Genomic DNA, 21,997 nt, shown 5'->3' on the forward strand with positions numbered 1-21,997 from the left:
GTCCGTTATTAGTGTGTTTTTGGTGTTTCTAAAGAAGACATCAGCGCCTGAGCAAATTTTTCAGCAATCGCTTTGCGTTGTGAAGCAGCAACACGTTGATTTAAGACATTGGTTGCGATATTTCCGGCAATCATTAGCGTCAACTCAGGAGAAGCAGCGTGTTTTTCAAGAACTGTTGCTACTTCAGCAAGAATTTTCTCTACTTGCTCGTCAGTATATTTAGATGTAATCGGCATAAAGACTCTAATAATGATAGTAAAAGCGGCTTATGATAACCTACAATGCCCATCAACTAAAACCTTGTAGCAAGATAAAATCACTATGAGCCTTCATCTTTCAAACGTTATTCTGCATCAACTGTGCAAAAACGATCAGGACGAGCTAGTTGTAAACTTTCGTCCAGCATCATTAGAGAACGATGCATCTACTGAAAACTTAGTCGCTGAGCTTCACCGAGTATTCCATTCTAAAGCTGGTAAAGGTTTTGGCTCTTTCCAGTCAGACAGCGAATTTCAATTTTGGCTTCAAGAAATGCGCAAAGGAGAGCGAGATTTTTACGACTTCTCACAAATTAGTGCAAATCGCTTGAAAGAAGAGTTGATTAAGTACCCATTTGCGGATGAAGGTATTTTGGTTTTCGCTGAGTATCAGAGTTTAGCAACGGACTACTTGTTCATCGGTATCTTACCAATGAACCAAAGTTTAAAAGTGACCGAAGGTTTGGACATCAGTGCCACGGATTACCTAGATATCACCAAAATGGATATTGCGGCACGCATTGACTTGTCGAGCTACGACACTGACAAGGAATCTAATCGTTACTTGCAATACATCAAGGGACGCGTTGGCCGTAAAGTGGCGGATTTCTTCCTAGATTTCCTGCAAGCGGACATCGGCTTAGATACTAAACAACAAAACTTAGTGTTGATGCAGGCAGTGGATGATTTTTGTGCTGACTCGAAGCTAGAAAAGCAAGAAGTGAACGAGTACAAGAAACAAGTTTACGATTACTGCAATGAGCAAATTAAATCCGGTGATGAGGTTCAAATCTCAGAGCTTTCTGGAGAGCTTCCTCCAAGCCAAGATGGCACAAGCTTTATGGATTTCACCAAAGAGCAAGGGTACGAACTTGAAGAGTCTTTCCCTGGTGACCGTGCGACGGTTCGCAAACTGACTAAATTTGTTGGCGCTGGTGGTGGCTTGAATATTAGCTTTGATAGCCTATTGCTTGGCGAGCGTATTTTTTATGACCCAGAGACGGATACCTTAACGATTAAAGGTACGCCACCAAATCTAAAAGATCAGTTGAGTCGCAACTAAAACCATATCGTCAAATTAAGAGAGCCAATGGCTCTCTTTTTTTATGTGAATAAGAAACATCCATAGTATATGCTTGTAATTAATGGAGATATGCGAGGGGCGAGTGTTGCTGAAGCTAAAAGAAGGAATGAGGCGGTTTGTTTGGTTCTGGTTCGTTTTATGGTGTGTTTTAGCGCTAGGGATTTGGTTGCAAGCCAAACAAACGATTCAAACCATTTCAACAGTGAATGAGCTAGGAAGCAAAGTCGAAGAAGTCAGACATTTTTTTAACTTCGATCTGCCTTATCGTGTTAAGCACGTCGACCAAGTTTCACTAAAACTTCAGTTAGCCTATGCAGTTCGCTTACAGCTTGAAAGTGAGTTTTCTGAAGGCAAAATCACACCAGATATTACTCAATTGCTTTATGCGACCGATCGATTTTTAGAAAGTGCTCGAGCCTTTGTAGGGAGTGACAGTGAGCTTGTATCATTGGCTGAACAGTTGCGAAGAAGCCGCTCCCGAGCTGAAAACTCTGAGCAAATTCAATCAATGTACTATCGCTTAGGTGCACTTGTTTTGGAGTCTATTTTTAGTGACTCAGCAACGAATAGCGATACTTATCGTGATTTAGACCGACTTTTTATTGAGTCGGACACGCTTTCTCCTCAAGAGCGAAGTGCTTTTCAGCGTCAACTTGCCCATACTTCAAGCGCGCTATCTGCCAAGGCGCAAGGCAGCTATCTAGTTAATCAACTGCTTAATCCTGATTTCCCGAACCAGTTAACTTCGATAAATGACCAGTTGGAACAAAAGTTGATGACCTTTGTTACTTGGTTGTCAGTAATCAGTGGTTTATTTCTTTCTCTTATTTCATGGGGGCTTTTCTCCCAAAGAACCGTTCAGCCGCTAATACCATCAAGAGCAGAGGATAAAGAGTCTGAGCAAGTTGGTGGGTCTTATGTTGTTTTTTCTGCTCAGTCCGAAAGCTCTCAAAATAGCCAAGTTAACGAACAGAGTCATAATGAGCCGAACTCATCACAAGTGGAAGTCGTGGAACGTGAGCCGTATATAGATATTAATAAGATGCTGGACTCGCTATCGGGAGATGAAAGCGCGGTGCGAATGTTACTTGAAGTCTTTATTCAGGATCACTCTAGCGATGGTTCAAAAATGCATCGGCTATTAGAAGAAGATAAAGAGCAAGCGCAAAGAGCGGCTCATAGTCTTAAAGGGGTCTCGGGAAGTTTAGGGGCAATGCCATTGCACTGCATTTCGGGTGATATTGAACTGTTGATTAAACAAGGGCAAAAAGTGCCGGAAGAGAAACTGACACGTTTAGATGATGTCCTAAAGCAAACCATACTTTTCGCTAACCACGTTCTCAATAGTGAAAAGATACAAGAAGCGCTAACAGATTGATATTGCTCTGACTTACAATCATCAGAGTTGGGGTATTAAAGGCCCGAACTATATGACTTAGTTCGCTTTATTCCTGTTCCATACAATTTGTTAAAGGTACTTTCATGTCCGTTCGTCGATTGTCTTCAATGATGTTGATAGGGTTGGTTGTGATGCTTTCAGGGTGCTCCCTGTTAGAAGTGAAAATCGAGAGTCAAACCGTCCCTCTTACCAAACAAGAGCTTAATATGCGTCTCCTGACTCGTGAGTATGCGCAACAGTTTTTTGCTCAGGTAGAGCAAGCTGCTGATGCATTGCACGATCAATATGAGCCGCATGATAAAGTCCATCAATCTTATATTTTGCTTTGGAAGATAAATGCTGAAGAAGGTCTTCAAGCAGCAGCATACCAAGTCTCGCCAATGGCAGCACTGATTGATACTTGGACTTTTACGCTACAGATGGATCAATTCTTTACGACTGGCCCTGGTAATGAACTATTTGCGACAGATGAGGCAAAGTTAGTTTCTGCTCACTTAGCGAAAGAGGTGGATAAACTGGCTCAATCTCTGTTGAAACAAGAAGCGTACATCAAGACACAAGCGTTTGTTGCAGAGTTCGTTAAGCAACATCCATTCGCGGACTTAAGTATGATCAGGACGCCAGCTTACCGTGGGTGGTTAGATGCGAATCAAATTAGCGAGGAAGAGGCAGTGACTACGCTAGGTACAATGCCAGAAGCATTAGGTGATGTCTCGGATCGTCTAAGCCTTGTATCAGAACAGACCCCAAAAATTATGACTTGGAAGGCGCAGTTATTAGCATTAAATAGCTCTGCTAGCATCGAAAAAGTTAATGCTGCGCTAAATAGCTTACAAGTTACGGCAGATTCGATGAAGGACTTTATTGATAACAATCCAGAGTACATGCGCTATTTGGCAGAGCAAATGGCGGTAGAGTTACAACCTTTGGTTGACGATATTGACCAAAAAACGCAAGCGCGTTTATCTCAATTGGGTGAGGAGCGCCAAGCTTTAGAGCTGATGGTAGCCAGAGAGCGCCAAGAAATCGCGCAGATCATTACCCATGAGCGTGAGCAGTTTGCTCAAGATATGGACCGAGTCTCGCAGGAAGTGGTCAGTTTAGCGATGACCAAGCTGATTGAGCTCGTTAAAAGTACCATTCTCTACTTCATCTTGTTCATTGCCGTTATATTCTTTGCACCACTTGGCTTGGGCTATTGGTTTGGTAAGCGTGCAGCAGTGAAAACGCAAGTCAAACAAAGTTAACGTTTGGTTGAGATATAAAAAAGAGCGCTCATGCGCTCTTTTTCTTTGTCTCTCACTCGGAAGAGAGATTCTCCCTATCTCTATGCGAACTTAAGCGGTTTGCTGCTTCAGTTCGCCTTCTGCTTGTTCAACTGCTTCCGCCGTTGGTTCGCATTTATCAACAAACCAACCCATGTAGGAGCTGATGATAGTCACAATGATACATACAAAGCTTAGCCACATGAACGGTGCATAAGATAGTGTCGCAACACCCAGAATACTTGCCATGTAGATACCGTTGTCACTCCAAGGAACCATACCAGATGTTAATGTGCCGCCGAACTCTGCGTTACGAGACAAGTTCTTACGTTTGTAGCCTAGGCGATCGTAGTTCTTCGCACAGATTTTTGGTGTCAGGATAAGTGAAACGTACATCGCTGAACCAAATACGTTCCCCATAAAGGCTGTACCGATTGTACTTGTTGCCAGTGAACCTGCACTTTGAACACGTTTTTCAAACAGCTTAGCGATAGTTTCTAACACACCCACTTTATCTAGTAGACCACCAAAACCAAGGCCGAATACGATAACAGCAACCGAGCCAAGCATTGAAGACATGCCGCCACGGTTAAGAATTGAGTCAATGAAATCTACGCCTGAAGAAATCGCAAACGGAGCCCAAGCGGTGTTGAACGCGGTTAGGAAGTCCACATCTTGAATCATTACTGCCCAAATAATACCGAGCAGAGAACCAAAACTGATCACTGGGAATGAAGGCATACGCATTGCTAGAAGTGACAATACGATGATCACAGGAACAAATGAGTAAGGGGTGATGTAGAATTGCTGCTCCATCGCTTTAATTACAGAGTCTACCTGGCTCATGTCAACTTGACCTGCGTAGTGGAAACCAAATGCAGTAAACATAATGCCTGTAATAATGTAGCTAATGAGTGCGATCGGCAGCATGCCTTTAATATGTTCCATTACTTCAACGTTAGACATAGATGAAGCAAGGATGACGGAATCCGATAGAGGCGACATTTTGTCACCAAAGTAACAACCTGAAAGCACCGCACCAGCTGTAATTGGTGCAGGAACGCCAAGGCCTTGGCCAATACCCATCATCGCAATACCAGCAGTACCAGCAGCGCCCCAAGAGGTGCCAGTCGCTAGCGCAGTCAATGAACAGATGATCATGGTTGCGAGCAAAAAGATAGAAGGGTGAATTGCTTTAAGGCCATAGTAAATAATGGTTGGAACAATACCACCAGAGATCCACGTACCAACAAGCGCGCCAACGGCAAGAAGAATTAAGACGGCTCCAAGTCCATTGGAAATGCCATTTAGTGCAGCTTTTTCCAGATCTTTGTACTGATGACCAAGCTTAATGCCTAATATCATGATAATGAACCAACCGATGTACAGCGCTAGCTGGATCGGTAGGTCTAGCTTGGCAGTGAACGAAAATGCCAGCAGTAGAAATAAACCGAGCGAGATAAATACCTGTATCAAGCTTGGTAGGCGTGGTGTAACTTGCTTCATATGTGCCTCTGTCAATCTTGGAGCAATAGAGGAAGGCGCTCCTTGTTGTAATCGCGCATAACATACATTAACAAAAATTATATTTCGAATATTTGGTGTTTTATCTTGATGTTCGTCGGCAAAAACGTTTGCTTGTGAAATTAACTGTTAGTTTGTTTTAACTTTTTTGGTTTTAAATGTTGTGTGATGTGAAATTATTGTGCTTCATGTGTTATTTTATCACTGAGTGGTAAGACCAATTTGGAGTAACAGGGCTTTCCCTACTTGAAAAATGGCCGAAATCGCAAACCAAACACTAAAAAATCTCGTTTAACACGAATTTTCATAGGAAAAGGTTAAAAAATAGGCTTATTTACAAAATAGGGGTTGAGATTTTGATGCGAAAAATTAACTATGGGGTAGGTTTTTTAATACATGGAGAGTTAATACGATGAGAGTTGGTTTAGTTGGTTGGCGCGGTATGGTTGGTTCAGTCCTTATGCAGCGTATGGTTGAAGAGAAAGACTTCGACCTAATCGAACCAGTATTCTACAGTACTTCTCAAGTTGGTATTCCTGCTCCTAACTTAGGAAAAGACGCAGGCTTACTGCAAGACGCGTATGATATTGAAAGCTTAAAACAGCTTGATGCGGTAATTACATGTCAAGGTGGTAGCTACACAGAAAAAGTTTACCCAGCACTTCGTCAAGCTGGTTGGAAAGGCTACTGGATTGACGCAGCATCTACGTTACGTATGGCGGAAGATTCCATCATCACGCTTGATCCTGTGAACTTAAAGCAAATCCAACAAGGCATCCACGGTGGCACGAACACATTTGTTGGTGGTAACTGTACGGTTAGTTTAATGCTAATGGGTCTAGGTGGCTTATTCGAGAAAGGCCTTGTTGAGTGGACAAGCGCAATGACGTACCAAGCCGCTTCTGGTGCTGGCGCGCAAAACATGCGTGAACTGATCTCGCAAATGGGCGTTATCAATGACTCTGTAAGTTCCGAACTTGCAAACCCATCAAGCTCTATCCTAGATATTGATAAAAAAGTTGCAGACACAATGCGCAGCGGTTCTTTCCCTACCGATAAATTTGGTGTACCACTAGCTGGCTCGCTTATTCCGTGGATCGATGTGAAACGTGATAACGGTCAGAGTAAAGAAGAATGGAAAGCGGGCGCAGAGGCAAACAAAATTTTGGGCTCACAAAGCTCGCCTGTACCAATTGATGGTACTTGTGTCCGTATTGGTGCGATGCGCTGTCACTCTCAAGCACTCACTATCAAGCTTAAGCAAAATGTCCCAATGGACGAAATCGAAGAAATCATCGCCACTCATAACGACTGGGTTAAAGTGATTCCTAACGATCGTGACATTACTGCGCAAGAACTTACACCTGCAAAAGTAACAGGCACTATGTCCGTACCAGTAGGTCGTCTACGTAAGATGGCAATGGGTGATGACTTCCTAAATGCTTTCACTGTTGGTGACCAACTACTTTGGGGCGCAGCAGAACCATTGCGTCGTACGTTACGCATTATTCTTTCTGAGAAAGCATAATCACATCAACCTTTGTTTGATGACAAAATAAAAGAGCTCCCTAGGGAGCTCTTTTTTATGCTTCGTCTTCTCCACGAACAACGCGTTTGTCAGGATCGGCCAGTTCACTACCACAGTGTTTACAGTAAGTCGCATCAGAGTCGTGCCCGGCGTGAGAACAGTTCGGACACTTCACTAATACTTTGTGCGATTGCATTTCTTGGTGAAGCTCTGCTGTGAAAATACCAGTAGGGACCGCCAAAATTGAATAACCCAACAACATGGTGAGTGAGGCAAGCCCTTTTCCGAGATCTGTTTGAGGTACCAAGTCACCATATCCAACCGTTGTGATGGTCACAATAGCCCAATAAATACTTTTCGGAATGCTAGTAAATCCGTTTTCAGGCCCCTCAATGACGAAAATCAGCGACCCAAAGATCGTGACCATAATGGCGACAGAGCTAAAGAAGATAAAAATCTTTCTGCGCGCCATCAGTAGAGAGCGTAAGAGGATGTTGGACTCTTGAAGATAGCGGACCAACTTGAGTATGCGGAATATTCGCATGACTCGCAGTGCTCTTATTACGCCCATAAAGGAGGCAGAAGGGAAAAACAGTGCTAAGTAAGTAGGTAAAATCGCGAGTAAATCAACGACGCCATAAAAGCTCTTCGCATAGGCCGCTGGTTTTGGAGAGCAGTAAAGTCGGAGAAAATACTCAATAGTGAATAAACCGGTAAAAGTGTACTCCAAGTATTTCAGCTCTTTTGCCCACTCGGCGCGCATGGATGGTATTGAGTCTAAGACCAGTACGATTAGAGAACTGATAATCGCGATAATGAGTGCAATATCGAAGGTTCGACCAGCTTTGGTATGAGTACCAAAAATGGTGACATATAGAGTATGTTTGAGAGAGTCAGTCGTCATGACAAAGCGATCCATTGTTGAATCGCTCTATCATACAATTTTATAGAAACTCAGGCTAATCCTGGAAATAAGTTGCGTAAACCATTGGCGATAAACTCAATACCCAATGCGCCTAATATCAAACCCATGATACGGGTAATGACGTTGATACCAGTTTGGCCCAAAAATCGCACGATCAGTGGGGCAGAGCGGAACAACAGCCACGAGCATAGACAGAACAAGCCAATTGTAATGCTGATGCCTACCGTATCAAACATGCTTGGGTAGCGTGCACCGTAAACAATAGTCGAACTGATTGCGCCTGGTCCTGCCATTAGCGGCATCGCAAGAGGAACAACACCGATCTGCTCGCGACTCACGTATTCTGATTTTTCCTGTTTGTTTTGTTTATCTTCCCCCAGTTTACCGCTCATCATAGAGAACGCGATGCTAAGTAGCAGTAGCCCACCTGCAACACGAAACGAATCCAGAGAAATGCTGAACATATCTAATAGTAACTGGCCAGCAAAGAGCGAAATGATCAGAATGATAGCAACAGCCACGTTCGCTGTGGTTGCCGTATTGCGCTTTTCGTCTGGTGTCATATGTCCGGTTAGTGACACAAACACAGGCATGATACCAACAGGGTTTACTGCGGCGACCAAACCAAGAAAAAACTGCAAGAAGATAGCAAGTTCAAAAGTTTGCATGTTGCGTACTCATTAAAGTTCACATTAGTGAAAAGGCGAAGGGGTAATTTGGGCGTAATGTAAGGCAAAAGTTGGGTTGGAAGAAATGAAAAAAACTAACGCATTTCCTACTGTTTTAGTGAGAAAAACTAATTCTTTAATAAACTGTATCTAATCTGGAAAAGAATTGTTGCGTATAAAGTTGCTGTCAAAGCGTGCTGTTTTACATAAACGTTAACATTCGCACACTTTTGATAAAAACTAAGGTGGTTTGTAGAGAGATGTATTCGGTTCGATATACTCTCAGTAGCACAAGGAATTGGGCCTACATGTAATTTTGTTGTCTAAAAATGAAACTTTTTTACAGGTTGTTGTAGTTTCTTTTATTTATTTGTCTATTTGCTTCTTTTTTGCTCAATAAAAATTGAAGATTAATTTATTTGTTTATCAGTGATTTATGTCGTTTTAGTGTGATGGAGCACCACTTTGGTGGTATTTAGGTCGTGAGAACTGATCCAAGTCAATTTTTTTCACACTCTGAAATATTATACTCAGTCCTGAAAGCAATTTACTAAGACGTTTGTTTTCTAAGTGACTGATAAACAGTAAAAACGATAAGTAATAGCCTTAGTAAAAAGTTTTTAATATTTGTTAATTTTAGGAGATTCCCTATGCCTGTAACTAATATGGCTGAACTAGATGCAATGGTCGCTCGCGTTAAGAAAGCGCAAGAAGAGTTCGCTACTTACTCTCAAGAGCAAGTAGACAAAATCTTCCGTGCAGCGTCTCTTGCAGCTAACCAAGCTCGTATCCCTCTAGCGCAACAAGCGGTAGAAGAATCTGGTATGGGTATTGTTGAAGATAAAGTAATCAAGAACCACTTCGCTTCTGAGTTTATCTACAACAAATACAAAGACGAACAAACGTGTGGCATCCTAGAAGAGGATGACAACCTAGGCACTATGACTATCGCTGAGCCTGTAGGTATCATCTGCGGTATCGTACCAACAACTAACCCAACATCTACAGCGATCTTCAAATCTCTAATCTCTCTGAAGACTCGTAACGGTATTATCTTCTCACCACACCCACGTGCGAAAAACTCGACTAACGACGCAGCGAAACTTGTTTTAGATGCAGCGGTAGCAGCAGGTGCACCAAAAGACATCATCGGTTGGATCGACCAGCCTTCAGTTGAGCTATCAAACGCTCTAATGAAACACGATGACATCGCTCTTATCCTTGCAACTGGTGGCCCAGGCATGGTTAAAGCAGCTTACTCTTCTGGTAAACCAGCAATCGGTGTAGGTGCAGGTAACGTTCCTGTTGTTATCGACGAAACTGCTGACATCAAACGTGCAGTGGCTTCTATCCTGATGTCTAAGACTTTCGACAACGGCGTAGTATGTGCTTCTGAGCAGGCTGCAATCGTAGTTGACGAAGTTTACGACGAAGTGAAAGAGCGTTTTGCTTCTCACAAAGCTTACGTACTAAGCAAAGTAGAAGCGGAAAAAGTTCGTAAAGTACTGCTTATCGATGGCGCGCTAAACGCGAAAATCGTAGGCCAACCAGCAGCAGCAATCGCTGAAATGGCAGGCGTTAAAGTTCCAGCAGATACTAAAGTTCTTGTTGGTGAAGGTCTGGGTAAAGTTTCTTACGATGACGCATTTGCTCACGAGAAACTATCTCCAACTCTAGGTCTATTCCGTGCTGACAACTTCGAAGACGCGGTTGCTCAAGCGGTAACTATGGTTGAGATCGGTGGTATCGGCCACACATCTGGTCTTTACACTAACCAAGATACTAACGCTGACCGTATCCGTTACTTCGGTGACAAGATGAAGACAGCTCGTATCCTAATCAACATCCCGACTACTCACGGTGGTATCGGTGACTTGTACAACTTCAACGTTGCGCCTTCTCTAACTCTAGGTTGTGGTTCATGGGGTGGTAACTCTATCTCTGAGAACGTAGGTCCTAAACACCTAATCAACAAGAAAACTGTAGCGAAGCGAGCTGAAAACATGTTGTGGCATAAACTACCTAAGTCAATCTACTTCCGTCGTGGTAGCCTTCCAATTGCTCTAGGCGACCTAGAAGGTAAGAAACGCGCATTCTTAGTAACTGACCGTTTCCTATTCAACAACGGTTACGCAGATGACGTAGTAAGCCTACTTAAAGCTCAAGGCATGGAAGTTCAAACATTCTTCGATGTTGAAGCTGACCCAACGCTTTCTGTTGTAGAGAAAGGTGCGGCTCAAATGGCTAGCTACCAACCAGATGTTATCCTAGCGTTAGGTGGTGGTTCACCAATGGATGCTGCGAAGATCATGTGGGTAATGTATGAGCACCCAGAAACTCACTTCGAAGAACTAGCAATGCGCTTTATGGACATCCGTAAACGTATTTACAAGTTCCCTAAAATGGGTCAAAAAGCTGAGCTTGTATGTATCACTACAACTTCAGGTACTGGTTCAGAAGTTACACCATTTGCGGTTGTTACTGACGACAAGACTGGCGCTAAATACCCACTAGCTGACTACGAAATCACGCCAAACATGGCTATCGTTGATGCTAACCTAGTGATGAACATGCCTAAGTCTCTAACAGCATTTGGTGGTTACGATGCAGTAACTCACGCTCTAGAAGCTTACGTATCTGTTCTTGCGAACGAATACTCTGACGGTCAGGCTCTACAAGCACTTAAGATGCTAAAAGAATACCTACCTTCAAGCTACGCGAACGGCGCTAACGACCCAATCGCTCGTGAGAAAGTACACAACGCAGCAACTATCGCTGGTGTGGCATTTGCTAACGCATTCCTAGGTGTTTGTCACTCAATGGCGCACAAACTAGGTGCTGAGTTCCACATTCCACATGGCCTAGCAAACGCACTACTTATCTCTAACGTTGTACGTTACAACGCGAACGATAACCCAACTAAACAAACAGCGTTCTCTCAATACGACCGCCCACAAGCACGTCGTCGTTACGCTGAAGTTGCTGACCACTTAGGTCTAAGCCAAGCTGGTGACCGTACTGCTCAGAAAATTGAACGTCTACTAGCATGGTTGGATGAGCTAAAAGTGAACCTAGACATCCCAATGTCTATCCAAGCGGCAGGCGTAGCTGAAGCAGACTTTATCGCGAAACTTGATGAGCTAGCAGTTGAAGCGTTCGACGACCAATGTACTGGTGCGAACCCTCGCTACCCACTAATTAGCGAACTTAAAGATGTGTTAATGGCTTCTTACTACGGTAAAGCATTCGTTGAAGGTGAAACTTTCGAAGGTACAACAGTTATCAAGAAGAAAGCAGACCAAGAAGCAGCGAAAGCGGCGCCTAAAGCAAAGAAAGAAAAAGCTGACGCGTAATCAAGAGTCGTGTGAGTAAGGTTTTCGCTAGCACGAAACCTTAACCGGGAAAAAGTAAAAGCCCCAGTCATTTGACTGGGGCTTTTTTGTTGAGAAAGTTGAGTAATAGCGATCCATTGACGCAACAAACACGTTGTCCATTCATACTTCTGTAGCAACCACTCTGCCACTAAAATACTCATTTGATACGATATATGCGGTATTGCGAACCAATTCATCTTGGATCTCGGCCCAGTGTCTTTCGTTAAGTTCTTCTCTTGTATGGTTTACCGAAGGAATGACGCCACCCACCCGAATATTAAATGGAGTGAGCTCTTTTGCCCAGCTGTGAGTAAAACCTGACACCAAAGCAGCCATGCTTTCGACTCCCGTTAAATCTTCATGGCTGTCATGGGAAATGACGTTAACAATTACCCCTTTCTTATTTCTAGCGCGAAATCGTTCGGCTCCCACCTGGCCATAGGTGTAGAGGAAACGTGCTGCAGAAGACAAGTGATCAATGTAAGTACTCATAGGTTCGGGAGCCATCAAGCCTGGCATGGGAGAGCTCGTCCAGCAATTGACTATCACGTCTGGTGTCGCACGCAGCTGCGATTCTATCTGATCAAACAGTAAGTTAATGGACGTTGTGTTATCACTGCACACATTCATCGCATAGACTTTATCTGTGAAGGCACTAATCTGCTCATAGCTCGATTTTAGAGCGCTAGAGTTTTGGTCACAAAGAATCAACGTCGCTCCAAGGTGAGCAAAGTGACTAGCACAAGTCCTTCCTATAACAGAACCTGCAGACGTGACGAGAATAATTGATTCTTTAATATCCATAACACCTTCACTGTATCCCTGTGTGAAAAAAAATACACCAGTGGTTTGTGCTATTAGCATGGTTGAAATTAGAAAGGCTCAGTGTGAAAGACTTCAAACTAACGCTTTTGGATGAGGACTATTGTGCGGTAATTTGTAAGGCGTCACATTTCTGACTGTGGATACTGCAAGCTGTTGGTTGAACAATGATCTCTATACTTGCAGTTGAATTTGATACTGACGTTGAGCCGTCACTAGTTGATTGTATAGCCCTGCATCTGGGATGAGGTTTTTGTTGCGCTCGCCCAATTTGCGTCGCTCATGACCGGATAGGTTGTGATAAACGTCTTCAGGAAGGTTAAACGTATCTTCCGGCAAGTAGGTCAGGGCGTCTGGTTTCAAGTAGTGACTCAGTTTCGCTGAGGGTAGACCTGCACCGTGGAATTGTTTTGCTTGCTGTGCTGCTAGCTCATAGCTGCTGCTATTAGAACGAAGAGCTTGAGGCGTTGACAATTCAAGTTGTTGACGGAGTATATCTTCGCTGGTGGCTACTTCTTTGATTTCCTCTACAGGTACAACGTCGCGTACATCGTTAGAAAACATCGACAAAATCAGTGCAAAATCGGCACGACGTCCTTCGTGGACAGCATGGTTGATACCATTGCCGAACTGAAGTTCGTTAATAATTGCCGCTTTGTCTAAAGTATGAATTTGCATGATGTTCCTCGCTCGATGCCATTTTAACGGCGTGTCTGAGAAGAACTTTAGGAAAAAGAAGAGATTAAATTGGAGTTTTTAAGCGAAAAATAAAAAGCTCGCTGGTTCAGCGAGCTTTTAAAATAAGACTAAATTGAACTTAGGGGGAAGTAAAATTACTTCGCTAGGTTCTCAGCTACGAAGTCCCAGTTTACAAGTGCCCAGAAGCCGTTCATGTAATCAGGACGTACGTTGCGGTAATCGATGTAGTATGCGTGTTCCCACAGGTCAACAGTTAGAAGTGGTGTTGTACCTTCTTCTGTTAGAGGAGTAGCAGCGTTAGAAGTGTTAACGATCTCTAGAGAGCCGTCAGCTTTCTTAACAAGCCAAGTCCATGAAGAACCGAAGTTGTTGATTGCTGAATCAGTAAACTTCGCTTTGAATTCTTCGAAAGAACCGAATGCTGCGTTGATTGCGTCAGCAACTGCGCCAGTTGGTTCGCCGCCCGCGTTTGGAGCAAGACAGTGCCAGTAGAACGTGTGGTTCCAGATTTGCGCTGCGTTGTTGAATACGCCACCAGTAGAAGTCTTGATGATCTCTTCTAGAGTTTTGCCTTCGAACTCAGTGCCAGGGATAAGACCATTTAGCTTAACAACGTATGTGTTGTGGTGCTTACCGTGGTGGTAGTCTAGAGTCTCTGCTGAGATGTGTGGTTCTAGTGCGTCTTTCGCGTAAGGAAGAGCTGGTAGTTCAAATGCCATTACTCGATTCTCCATTGATTTGAAAGGATGACCTTTCGATTGCTTCCAGTGTTTTTTATAGCTATGTAGCCTTTAAGGCTGACTTGCTAAGTATTTTAGCAAGTTTTTACTTTATTAAAACCCCGATATGAAAATATTTTAAGGGGTTAGCGGCTGTGAAGTGCTGAATTGTTCGCCATCAAGCAACCTGAATTTAAGCCTTATTAATTATATGGTTTTTATTCTGTCGTTATTGAGTAGAATGTGGCAAATAAACAAAGTTCAAACCCATGAATGAGGAAGCGATGGAAACTATCGACAAAATCAAACAGCAGATCTCTGAAAACTCAATCCTGCTGTACATGAAAGGATCACCGAAACTGCCAAGCTGTGGTTTCTCTTCTCAAGCGTCACAGGCTCTAATGGCATGTGGTGAGAAGTTCGCTTACGTAGACATTCTGCAAAACCCAGATATCCGTGCTGAGCTACCAAAGTACGCACAATGGCCAACATTCCCTCAACTATGGGTTGAAGGCGAGCTTATCGGCGGTTGCGACATCATTCTAGAAATGTTCCAAAAAGGTGAACTTCAGCCTCTAATCAAAGAAGCTGCAGCGCGCGCTGAAGATCAAGCTGAGTAATTCGTAAATACTCACATTTAGCGATAGAATACGAAGGAGCCGTACTGGCTCCTTTTTCTTTTTAGGTTAGTGGAATGAACATAAAGCTTTACTACGTGCATGACCCAATGTGCAGTTGGTGTTGGGGTTACAAACCGACGCTTGATAAATTGAAACAGCAACTGCCAGGCGTTATTCAGTTTGAGTATGTGGTGGGTGGTCTTGCGCCAGATACTAGTTTGCCGATGCCACCAGAGATGCAACAAAAACTCGAAGGTATTTGGAAGCAGATTGAGCGTCAGTTGGGCACCAAGTTTAACTACGATTTCTGGAAGCTTTGTACGCCAGTAAGAAGCACTTACCAATCTTGTCGCGCAGTTATCGCAGCGGGCTTTCAAGATTCTTATGAGCAGATGCTGGAAGCGATTCAACATGCGTATTACTTACGTGCGATGCCTCCCCATGAAGAAGCAACTCACTTGCAGCTAGCTAAAGAAATTGGTTTGAATGTTCAGCAGTTCAAGAACGATATGGACGGCTCTTTCTTAGAAGGTGTGTTCCAAGATCAACTGAGTCTTGCAAAGAGCCTAGGCGTGGATTCTTACCCTAGCTTGGTTCTTCAAATTAACGACGCTTATTTCCCGATTGCCGTGGATTATCTGTCAACAGAGCCTACCTTGAAACTGATACGTGAACGTATTATTGACAATATGCCAGCGCAATAATCGCGATTTCAAATAACAAAAAGCCGCTCAATGAGCGGCTTTTTCGTAACTAAGTATATCCATCAAACAACGGTACTAAAGCACCATTGCAGCAATCCAACCAAAGATGATCAATGGAATGTTGTAGTGGATAAAGGTTGGAACAACCGTTTCCCAAATGTGCTCATGCTGACCGTCGGCATTTAGACCAGATGTAGGGCCTAATGTCGAGTCGGACGCTGGAGAACCAGCATCACCCAAAGCAGCAGCAGTACCAACTAGCGCGATTGTTGCCATTGGCGAAAAACCAAATGCCAACGCGAGTGGAACGTAGATTGTCGCCAAGATTGGAATGGTTGAAAACGATGAACCAATGCCCATTGTTACTAGCAGGCCAACGATCAGCATCAGTAGTGCTGCAAGCGGCTTATTATCACCAATGCTGGTAGAGAGAGACTGTACTAATGTCTCAACGCCACCTGTTTGCTTCATTACCGCAGCAAAACCTGCGGCAGCGATCATGATGAAACCAATCATAGCCATCATATGCACGCCTTTTGTGAAGACATCGTGCGTTTCTTTCCAGGCAATCACACCGCCAAAAGTAAACACCATAAAGCCAGCTAGAGCACCAATAATCATTGAGCCAGTGTAAAGCTGAACACCCAATGCGGCGACAATACCAAGAGCGGCCACCAAGATGTGCTTTTTATTGATAGCATGATCTGTCTCGTGAACGACAGTCAACTCCGTTTCTTCGTAGATGCGTGGTTTACGGTAGCTAACAAAGATTGCCAGCAATAGACCAAACAACATACCAGCACCTGGCAGTAACATTGCAGTTGGAACTTGGCTTGCAACCACGTTTTCCAAACCGTTGTCATGTAGGTTCTTTAATAGAATGTTATTTAAGAAAATACCGCCGAAACCAACAGGTAAGATCATGTAAGGTGTGATCAAACCAAAGGTAAGAACACACGCGACCAAACGTCGATCGAGCTTAAGTTTCGCAAATACGCCCAAAAGAGGTGGAATCAAAATTGGAATAAAGGCGATATGGACCGGAATTACGTTCTGAGATGACATAGTGACAAGAACGAGCGCGACTAACACCGCGTACTTTAACCCGGTAGTTGACGCCGAGTTTTCTTTACCATTTAAGCGCTTGATAACACTTTTAGCCAGTAGGTCCGTGATGCCAGATTTAGAGATAGCAACGGCGAAAGTGCCTAACATTGCGTAGCTCAGAGCGATAGTCGCACCGCCACCTAAACCACTTTCGAACGCGGCAACTGTGTCTCCAAGGCTCATGCCTGCGACAAGGCCACCAACGATGGCACTAAACGTGAGGGCAACCACCACGTTTACGCGCATCAATGCTAACACGAGCATGACGCACACTGATATAACGACAGGATTCATACTTTTCCTAATATGTTGTGTTTACTTATTATTCTTCATCAACAAGCGGCCAACCGCCGAGGGCCTTCCATTTGTTGACAATACCGCAGAATAATTCTGCTGTTTTTTGTGTATCGTAAAGCGCTGAGTGTGCTTCACGATTATCGAATTCCATCCCGGCCGTTTTGCATGCTTTCGCGAGAACCGTTTGACCATAAGCAAGGCCACTCAATGTTGCCGTGTCAAAAGTAGCAAAGGGATGAAAAGGGACTCTTTTTAATTTACAGCGCTCATTGGCTGCATTTACAAAACCTAAGTCGAATGCTGCGTTATGGGCAACCATAATTGCGCGCGAGCAATCTGCGGCTTTTTGTTCTTTGCGAATAAGTTTATAAATCTCTTTTAACGCTTCTTGCTCAGAAACTGCACCACGAAGAGGGCTATATGGGTCACGAATACCATTGAATTCTAGCGCTTCTTTTTCTAAGTTAGCGCCCTCAAATGGCTCAACATGAAAATGAATGGTGGAGGCTGGATGCAACACGCCATCTTCGTCCATTTTTAACGTAACGGCGCAAATTTCTAAAAGTGCATCAGTTTGAGCATTGAAACCTGCGGTCTCAACGTCTACTACCACAGGGAAATAACCACGAAAGCGTTTTTTCAAGGTCAGAGCTTCATTTTCTATTGTCATGTCGGCTTATTTTTGTGTGACGAAGGCTGCATTATTGCAGATTATACCGACGAGAAAAACCGCAATTTAGGAGAAAAACGGAATTCTATTTTGCATCTCATCAATACGCTCGATCGCATTTCGGGTGATTGAGTTACCATGATTAACGTTAATCGTAATATCACGATATTTCGCACGTTGGCGAGGTTTTTGCATGCCAGGTGAAGTGGTTTTATTGATTCAAATTGACGGCAACAGACTGCCGTTTAAGAGACAGTACTTAGATGAAGAAATGGCTGATTACTAGTGGCGTTGTATTTTCGTTGTTTAGCACAAGCAGTTTTGCTGTGATGGGCAAACGTTATGTTGCCACTCCACAGCAATCTCAATGGGAAATGGTGGTCAACACACCGTTAGAATGCCAACTTGTTCACCCTATTCCAAGTTTTGGAGATGCGGTATTTTCATCTCGTGCGAATAAAAAAATCAATTTAGACTTTGAGTTAAAAATGCGCCGTCCGATGGGAGAAACACGTAACGTCAGTCTCATCTCTATGCCGCCACCTTGGCGACCAGGTGAACACGCCGATCGAATTACAAACCTAAAGTTTTTTAAACAGTTTGATGGTTATGTCGGAGGGCAAACAGCATGGGGCATTTTGTCTGAGCTGGAAAAAGGGCGTTATCCGACCTTTAGTTATCAGGATTGGCAGAGCCGAGATCAGAGAATTGAAGTCGCATTGTCATCCGTGCTGTTTCAAAATAAGTACAACGCGTTTAGCGACTGTATTTCCAATTTATTGAAATACAGTTTTGAAGACATTGCCTTTACGATTTTGCACTACGAAAGACAAGGCGATCAGTTAACCAAGGCTTCCAAAAAGCGTTTATCACAAATTGCAGATTATATCCGACATAATCAAGATATCGATCTCGTGCTGGTGGCGACGTACACCGATTCAACTGATGGCAAAAGTGCGAGTCAAAGCTTATCTGAGCGACGTGCAGAGTCACTTCGTGATTATTTTCAGTCTCTAGGGCTACCGGAAGATCGAATTCAAGTGCAAGGATACGGCAAGCGTCGTCCTATTGCTGATAACGGTTCGCCGATAGGAAAAGACAAAAACCGCCGAGTAGTGATATCTCTAGGGCGAACCCAAGTGTAATGCATATAAAAACGCCGAAGCTGAAAGCTTCGGCGTTTTTGATTTACTGACGTCGTTAATAATATTTTAGTGGTATTTTGCCAAGCACCTTTCGGTGAGTCCGGCTGTATAATTTGAATGTTAGTTTAAGCGGAATTTGGCAATGACTTCGCAATTGGTTGCGGTATCTATTTTTTCAACCTGTTTGGCAATAGCCGGATTAGGATGACGTTTCATGAAGTCTATTAATGCTTTAGTGCAACATCCTATTGAGTCGATAAAGCTTGCACATTCTTTATTTGGGCATTGTGGGATGAGTGTTAAGACTTTCTCTGAAGCCAGCTGAAGGTATTTGAGTTCATAGTCAGTGTCTCCGGCCCAACGCCAGAACTGAGCTAAGTTATGACAAGAAATCACAGAAATTAACAATCGCTCGTCTGCTTCAATTTCCACACATTCGCTAATATCTTCACTCAGGCTTAGGGCTTGCTGGTAATGAAGAATGCTGCGAACAGGGTCATCTAGTTGAAGTGCCGTATCGGCTAGAAGTGTGTGTTTTTCCCATTCACTGATCATTATCGTAATCCCGCATATCGAAGTTGCGAACAAATCTAAACGATAATTATTATCAAGTAAAGGGTTTTGTTTATAAAAGGACAGGCAGATCGCAGACCTGCCTGTAATCGATGTTCAACTTGCAGCACAAGTAATTATCAGAAGTGCTACTTAGCCTTCAAGACCTGCTGAAGCTTGCTTGTTTTGGATAAGCTCAATCATATAACCATCTGGGTCTTTTACGAATGCAATGTGCGTGCTTCCGCCTTTTACTGGACCTGGTTCACGCGTCACATTACCGCCCGCCGCTTTGATAGCGTCGCAAGTTGTGTAGATATCATCAACACCAATGGCGATATGACCAAAAGCAGTACCTAGGTCATATTCAGTTTTACCCCAGTTGTAAGTTAGCTCGATCACAGCACCTTGGGATTCGTCACCGTAGCCAAGAAACGCCAGTGTGTATTCGTACTCTTTATTCTCGTTCGTACGAAGCAACTGCATGCCCATAACTTCAGTGTAAAACTTGATGGATTTGTCTAGATCACCTACGCGAAGCATAGTGTGGAGAATTCGACCATTTGACATTTTTTGCTCCTAGCTTTGATTTTCAAATAGCGTTAGCTATCTGGATATACTTTCTCTTTATATTCGCACAAATCTTCAATAATGCAGCTACCGCAGCGAGGCTTTCTCGCCAAGCACGTGTAGCGGCCATGAAGAATGAGCCAGTGGTGCACATCTAGTTTGAACTCTTTTGGCACAACTTTTAATAGCTTTTGCTCGACATCATCAACCGTTTTGCCCATTGCAAACTTAGTACGATTCGACACGCGATAAATGTGCGTATCGACGGCAATGGTTGGCCAACCAAAAGCGGTGTTGAGCACGACGTTTGCGGTCTTGCGACCTACGCCTGGTAGCGCTTCTAACGCTGCACGATCTTCAGGAACTTCACCATTGTGTTTTTCCAACAAGATCTTACAAGTCTTGATAGTGTTTTCTGCTTTTGAGTTAAATAAACCGATGGTCTTTATGTATTCTTTTAAGCCATCAACTCCCAAATCGAGAATACTTTTCGGTGTATTAGCGACAGGGAAAAGCTTGTCGGTGGCTTTATTGACACTTACATCGGTTGCTTGCGCTGATAGTAATACCGCGATTAGCAGTTCAAAAGGGGAGCTCCAGTTAAGCTCAGTTTGAGGATTCGGATTGTTTTCTCGTAATCGCTCAAGAATTTCGATTCTTTTTATTTTGTTCATTGCTGACTTCCAATACCGTCTCTGCGGTTTATGAAAAAGGCTCCTATGACAGAGCCTTATTTTGTTATGCGTTGGTGACGCGAGCACGTTCTATGGTTGGTTTTTCTTCTTTTGGTTGACGTGCCTGGACTGAATTATCGATGACATTTTTTAGCGCTATCAACAGACCAACACCGATAAATGCACCGGGTGGAAGAAGCGCTAGCAGAAAGCTGTTGTCAAATTGGAAAACTTGAATGCGGAGAGCGGATGCCCAGTCTCCTAATAGCAGATCTGCCCCGTCGAATAGTGTGCCATTACCAATTAACTCACGCATGGCACCTAGCACGACCAAAACGCTTGTCATACCAAGCCCCATCCATAAACCGTCTAATGCTGCAGGCGCAACATCATTTTTTGAAGCATATGCTTCAGCTCGACCAATAATGATGCAGTTGGTTACAATCAGAGGAATAAAGATACCAAGAGATAGGTATAAACCATACGCATAGGCATTCATCAATAACTGAACACAGGTAACGAGAGAGGCAATGATCATCACGAACACAGGAATGCGGATCTCTTTTGGTACGTAATTACGAATAAGAGAAACCGTGACGTTGGAGCCGACCAGCACTAATAAGGTTGCAATACCAAGACCTAAGGCATTGGTTATCGTGGAAGAAACCGCTAGTAGTGGACACAGACCCAGCAGCTGTACGAGAGCAGGGTTATTGCTCCACATACCGTTTTTCATCAGCAATTTATTTTCACTCATTACTGCTCTCCTTCACAGCCCAAAGGCTGGCTAAGAATGTCTTCACGAGATTGGTTTACGTAGTTAACGGTATTTCGCACCACTTTTACGACGGCTCTAGGCGTGATCGTTGCACCAGTAAATTGATCGAAATCACCACCATCTTTACGAACTTTCCATGAGTTCCAGTTACTTTCCGTGACTTGTTTGCCCGTAAAGCTCAGGATCCAGTCGGTGACACGAAGATCAATTTTGTCGCCCAGGCCAGGGGTTTCTTGATGGCTTAAGACGCGTGTCCCCAAAATATTGCCCTGATTGTCAATCCCAGTAATAACTTTTATCTCACCATTGTAGCCATCTGGCGCGATGGATTCTATTGCGATTGCTGTCGGTTCACCATTCTTTGTGGCGAGGTAGGCTGGCATCGCACGCAATGTCCCCAGTTCTGGTGACGTGACCATAGTGCAGGCTTGCGTGAGTGCGTTGTCATGCATGTTTTCTGGAATGACTTGATTCAAAACAGAAAGCAATTGTTGTTGTTCTTGTATCTTGATTTGGTCTTTTGTTAGGTACTGAGTAAAGGCGACTAATCCGGTTGTTGCACAGGCAAAGATCGCAAGTGTCAGACCATTTTTTCTAATAGCGGTTAACATGTTTA

Annotated in this window: 22 protein-coding genes; 8 read left to right on the plus strand and 14 right to left on the minus strand. The window is 43.6% G+C overall.

Annotation, left to right across the window (positions count from 1 at the left end):
* Positions 1-8: 8 nt before the first annotated feature.
* On the minus strand, positions 9-236 hold the full coding sequence (locus L3V32_RS08530; RefSeq protein WP_005380722.1) for a YejL family protein: 228 nt from the start codon (positions 234-236) through the stop codon (positions 9-11).
* Positions 237-321: 85 nt separating this feature from the next.
* On the opposite strand from L3V32_RS08530, the gene yejK reads away from it, so the two are divergent.
* The 3 genes from yejK to L3V32_RS08545 all read left to right on the plus strand — a co-directional run bounded on the left by yejK (position 322) and on the right by L3V32_RS08545 (position 3,987).
* Entirely contained in the window at positions 322-1,320 is a 999-nt protein-coding gene (gene yejK / locus L3V32_RS08535; protein ID WP_005396521.1) for a nucleoid-associated protein YejK, read from the plus strand.
* A gap of 82 nt (positions 1,321-1,402) precedes the next feature.
* On the plus strand, positions 1,403-2,719 hold the full coding sequence (locus L3V32_RS08540; RefSeq protein ID WP_237284116.1) for an Hpt domain-containing protein: 1,317 nt from the start codon (positions 1,403-1,405) through the stop codon (positions 2,717-2,719).
* A 104-nt stretch (positions 2,720-2,823) separates the two neighbouring features.
* Positions 2,824-3,987: a chemotaxis protein gene (locus tag L3V32_RS08545; protein WP_237284117.1), complete on the plus strand. Its 1,164-nt coding sequence runs from the start codon at positions 2,824-2,826 to the stop codon at positions 3,985-3,987.
* A gap of 90 nt (positions 3,988-4,077) precedes the next feature.
* Here L3V32_RS08545 and nhaC read toward each other — a convergent pair whose 3' ends face one another.
* Positions 4,078-5,511 carry a Na+/H+ antiporter NhaC gene (nhaC, locus tag L3V32_RS08550; RefSeq protein ID WP_005396525.1) on the minus strand — a complete coding sequence of 478 codons (1,434 nt, stop codon included), beginning with the start codon at positions 5,509-5,511 and terminating at the stop codon, positions 4,078-4,080.
* A gap of 430 nt (positions 5,512-5,941) precedes the next feature.
* Here nhaC and asd point away from each other — a divergent pair, with 430 nt between their 5' ends.
* Complete coding sequence (gene asd / locus L3V32_RS08555) at positions 5,942-7,057, plus strand: aspartate-semialdehyde dehydrogenase (RefSeq protein WP_005396526.1); 1,116 nt, start codon at positions 5,942-5,944, stop codon at positions 7,055-7,057.
* 55 nt (positions 7,058-7,112) lie between these two features.
* Here asd and L3V32_RS08560 read toward each other — a convergent pair whose 3' ends face one another.
* Positions 7,113-7,976: an ion transporter gene (locus L3V32_RS08560; RefSeq protein WP_237284118.1), complete on the minus strand. Its 864-nt coding sequence runs from the start codon at positions 7,974-7,976 to the stop codon at positions 7,113-7,115.
* A 35-nt stretch (positions 7,977-8,011) separates the two neighbouring features.
* Positions 8,012-8,650, minus strand: coding sequence for a YchE family NAAT transporter (locus L3V32_RS08565; RefSeq protein WP_005396528.1), 639 nt, complete (start codon positions 8,648-8,650; stop codon positions 8,012-8,014).
* A gap of 650 nt (positions 8,651-9,300) precedes the next feature.
* Between L3V32_RS08565 and adhE the strand changes: the two genes are divergently transcribed.
* Positions 9,301-12,003, plus strand: coding sequence for a bifunctional acetaldehyde-CoA/alcohol dehydrogenase (gene adhE, locus L3V32_RS08570; RefSeq protein WP_237284119.1), 2,703 nt, complete (start codon positions 9,301-9,303; stop codon positions 12,001-12,003).
* Positions 12,004-12,144: 141 nt separating this feature from the next.
* On the opposite strand, the gene L3V32_RS08575 is transcribed toward adhE, so the two are convergent.
* The 3 genes from L3V32_RS08575 to sodB all read right to left on the minus strand — a co-directional run bounded on the left by L3V32_RS08575 (position 12,145) and on the right by sodB (position 14,264).
* Positions 12,145-12,888, minus strand: a complete 744-nt coding sequence (locus L3V32_RS08575; RefSeq protein ID WP_053808810.1) for an SDR family oxidoreductase — start codon at positions 12,886-12,888, stop codon at positions 12,145-12,147.
* A 132-nt stretch (positions 12,889-13,020) separates the two neighbouring features.
* Positions 13,021-13,524, minus strand: a complete 504-nt coding sequence (locus tag L3V32_RS08580) for a VC2046/SO_2500 family protein (RefSeq protein WP_182036928.1) — start codon at positions 13,522-13,524, stop codon at positions 13,021-13,023.
* Positions 13,525-13,679: 155 nt separating this feature from the next.
* Positions 13,680-14,264 (minus strand): superoxide dismutase [Fe], encoded by a 585-nt coding sequence (sodB, locus tag L3V32_RS08585; protein WP_005396533.1) that lies wholly within the window; start codon positions 14,262-14,264, stop codon positions 13,680-13,682.
* Positions 14,265-14,548: 284 nt separating this feature from the next.
* Here sodB and L3V32_RS08590 point away from each other — a divergent pair, with 284 nt between their 5' ends.
* Positions 14,549-14,884 carry a Grx4 family monothiol glutaredoxin gene (locus L3V32_RS08590; RefSeq protein WP_017635833.1) on the plus strand — a complete coding sequence of 112 codons (336 nt, stop codon included), beginning with the start codon at positions 14,549-14,551 and terminating at the stop codon, positions 14,882-14,884.
* Positions 14,885-14,958: 74 nt separating this feature from the next.
* Positions 14,959-15,588, plus strand: coding sequence for a DsbA family protein (locus L3V32_RS08595; protein ID WP_005396534.1), 630 nt, complete (start codon positions 14,959-14,961; stop codon positions 15,586-15,588).
* Between the two features lie 75 nt (positions 15,589-15,663).
* Here the strand turns inward: L3V32_RS08595 and L3V32_RS08600 are convergent, their stop codons facing one another.
* Together L3V32_RS08600 and rnt are read right to left on the minus strand one after the other, a co-directional pair.
* Positions 15,664-16,989, minus strand: a complete 1,326-nt coding sequence (locus L3V32_RS08600) for a Na+/H+ antiporter family protein (RefSeq protein WP_005396535.1) — start codon at positions 16,987-16,989, stop codon at positions 15,664-15,666.
* A 28-nt stretch (positions 16,990-17,017) separates the two neighbouring features.
* On the minus strand, positions 17,018-17,662 hold the full coding sequence (gene rnt / locus L3V32_RS08605; RefSeq protein WP_012841569.1) for a ribonuclease T: 645 nt from the start codon (positions 17,660-17,662) through the stop codon (positions 17,018-17,020).
* 263 nt (positions 17,663-17,925) lie between these two features.
* Between rnt and L3V32_RS08610 the strand changes: the two genes are divergently transcribed.
* Entirely contained in the window at positions 17,926-18,807 is an 882-nt protein-coding gene (locus L3V32_RS08610; protein ID WP_012841571.1) for an OmpA family protein, read from the plus strand.
* Between the two features lie 120 nt (positions 18,808-18,927).
* Here L3V32_RS08610 and L3V32_RS08615 read toward each other — a convergent pair whose 3' ends face one another.
* The 5 genes from L3V32_RS08615 to rsxG all read right to left on the minus strand — a co-directional run bounded on the left by L3V32_RS08615 (position 18,928) and on the right by rsxG (position 21,992).
* On the minus strand, positions 18,928-19,362 hold the full coding sequence (locus L3V32_RS08615; RefSeq protein WP_005384886.1) for a DUF2753 domain-containing protein: 435 nt from the start codon (positions 19,360-19,362) through the stop codon (positions 18,928-18,930).
* Positions 19,363-19,512: 150 nt separating this feature from the next.
* A complete protein-coding gene (gene gloA / locus L3V32_RS08620) occupies positions 19,513-19,929 on the minus strand; it encodes a lactoylglutathione lyase (RefSeq protein WP_005380739.1) in 417 nt (138 codons plus the stop codon).
* Between the two features lie 32 nt (positions 19,930-19,961).
* Positions 19,962-20,603 carry an endonuclease III gene (gene nth / locus L3V32_RS08625; RefSeq protein WP_005396542.1) on the minus strand — a complete coding sequence of 214 codons (642 nt, stop codon included), beginning with the start codon at positions 20,601-20,603 and terminating at the stop codon, positions 19,962-19,964.
* Positions 20,604-20,667: 64 nt separating this feature from the next.
* Positions 20,668-21,360 carry an electron transport complex subunit E gene (locus L3V32_RS08630; protein ID WP_005396543.1) on the minus strand — a complete coding sequence of 231 codons (693 nt, stop codon included), beginning with the start codon at positions 21,358-21,360 and terminating at the stop codon, positions 20,668-20,670.
* Positions 21,360-21,992 (minus strand): electron transport complex subunit RsxG, encoded by a 633-nt coding sequence (rsxG, locus tag L3V32_RS08635; RefSeq protein ID WP_006743364.1) that lies wholly within the window; start codon positions 21,990-21,992, stop codon positions 21,360-21,362. The genes L3V32_RS08630 and rsxG overlap by 1 nt, the downstream gene beginning before the upstream one ends.
* Positions 21,993-21,997: the final 5 nt, after the last annotated feature.

It is taken from the genome of Vibrio sp. J2-4, from assembly GCF_021728155.1.
GTDB lineage: Bacteria > Pseudomonadota > Gammaproteobacteria > Enterobacterales > Vibrionaceae > Vibrio > Vibrio diabolicus.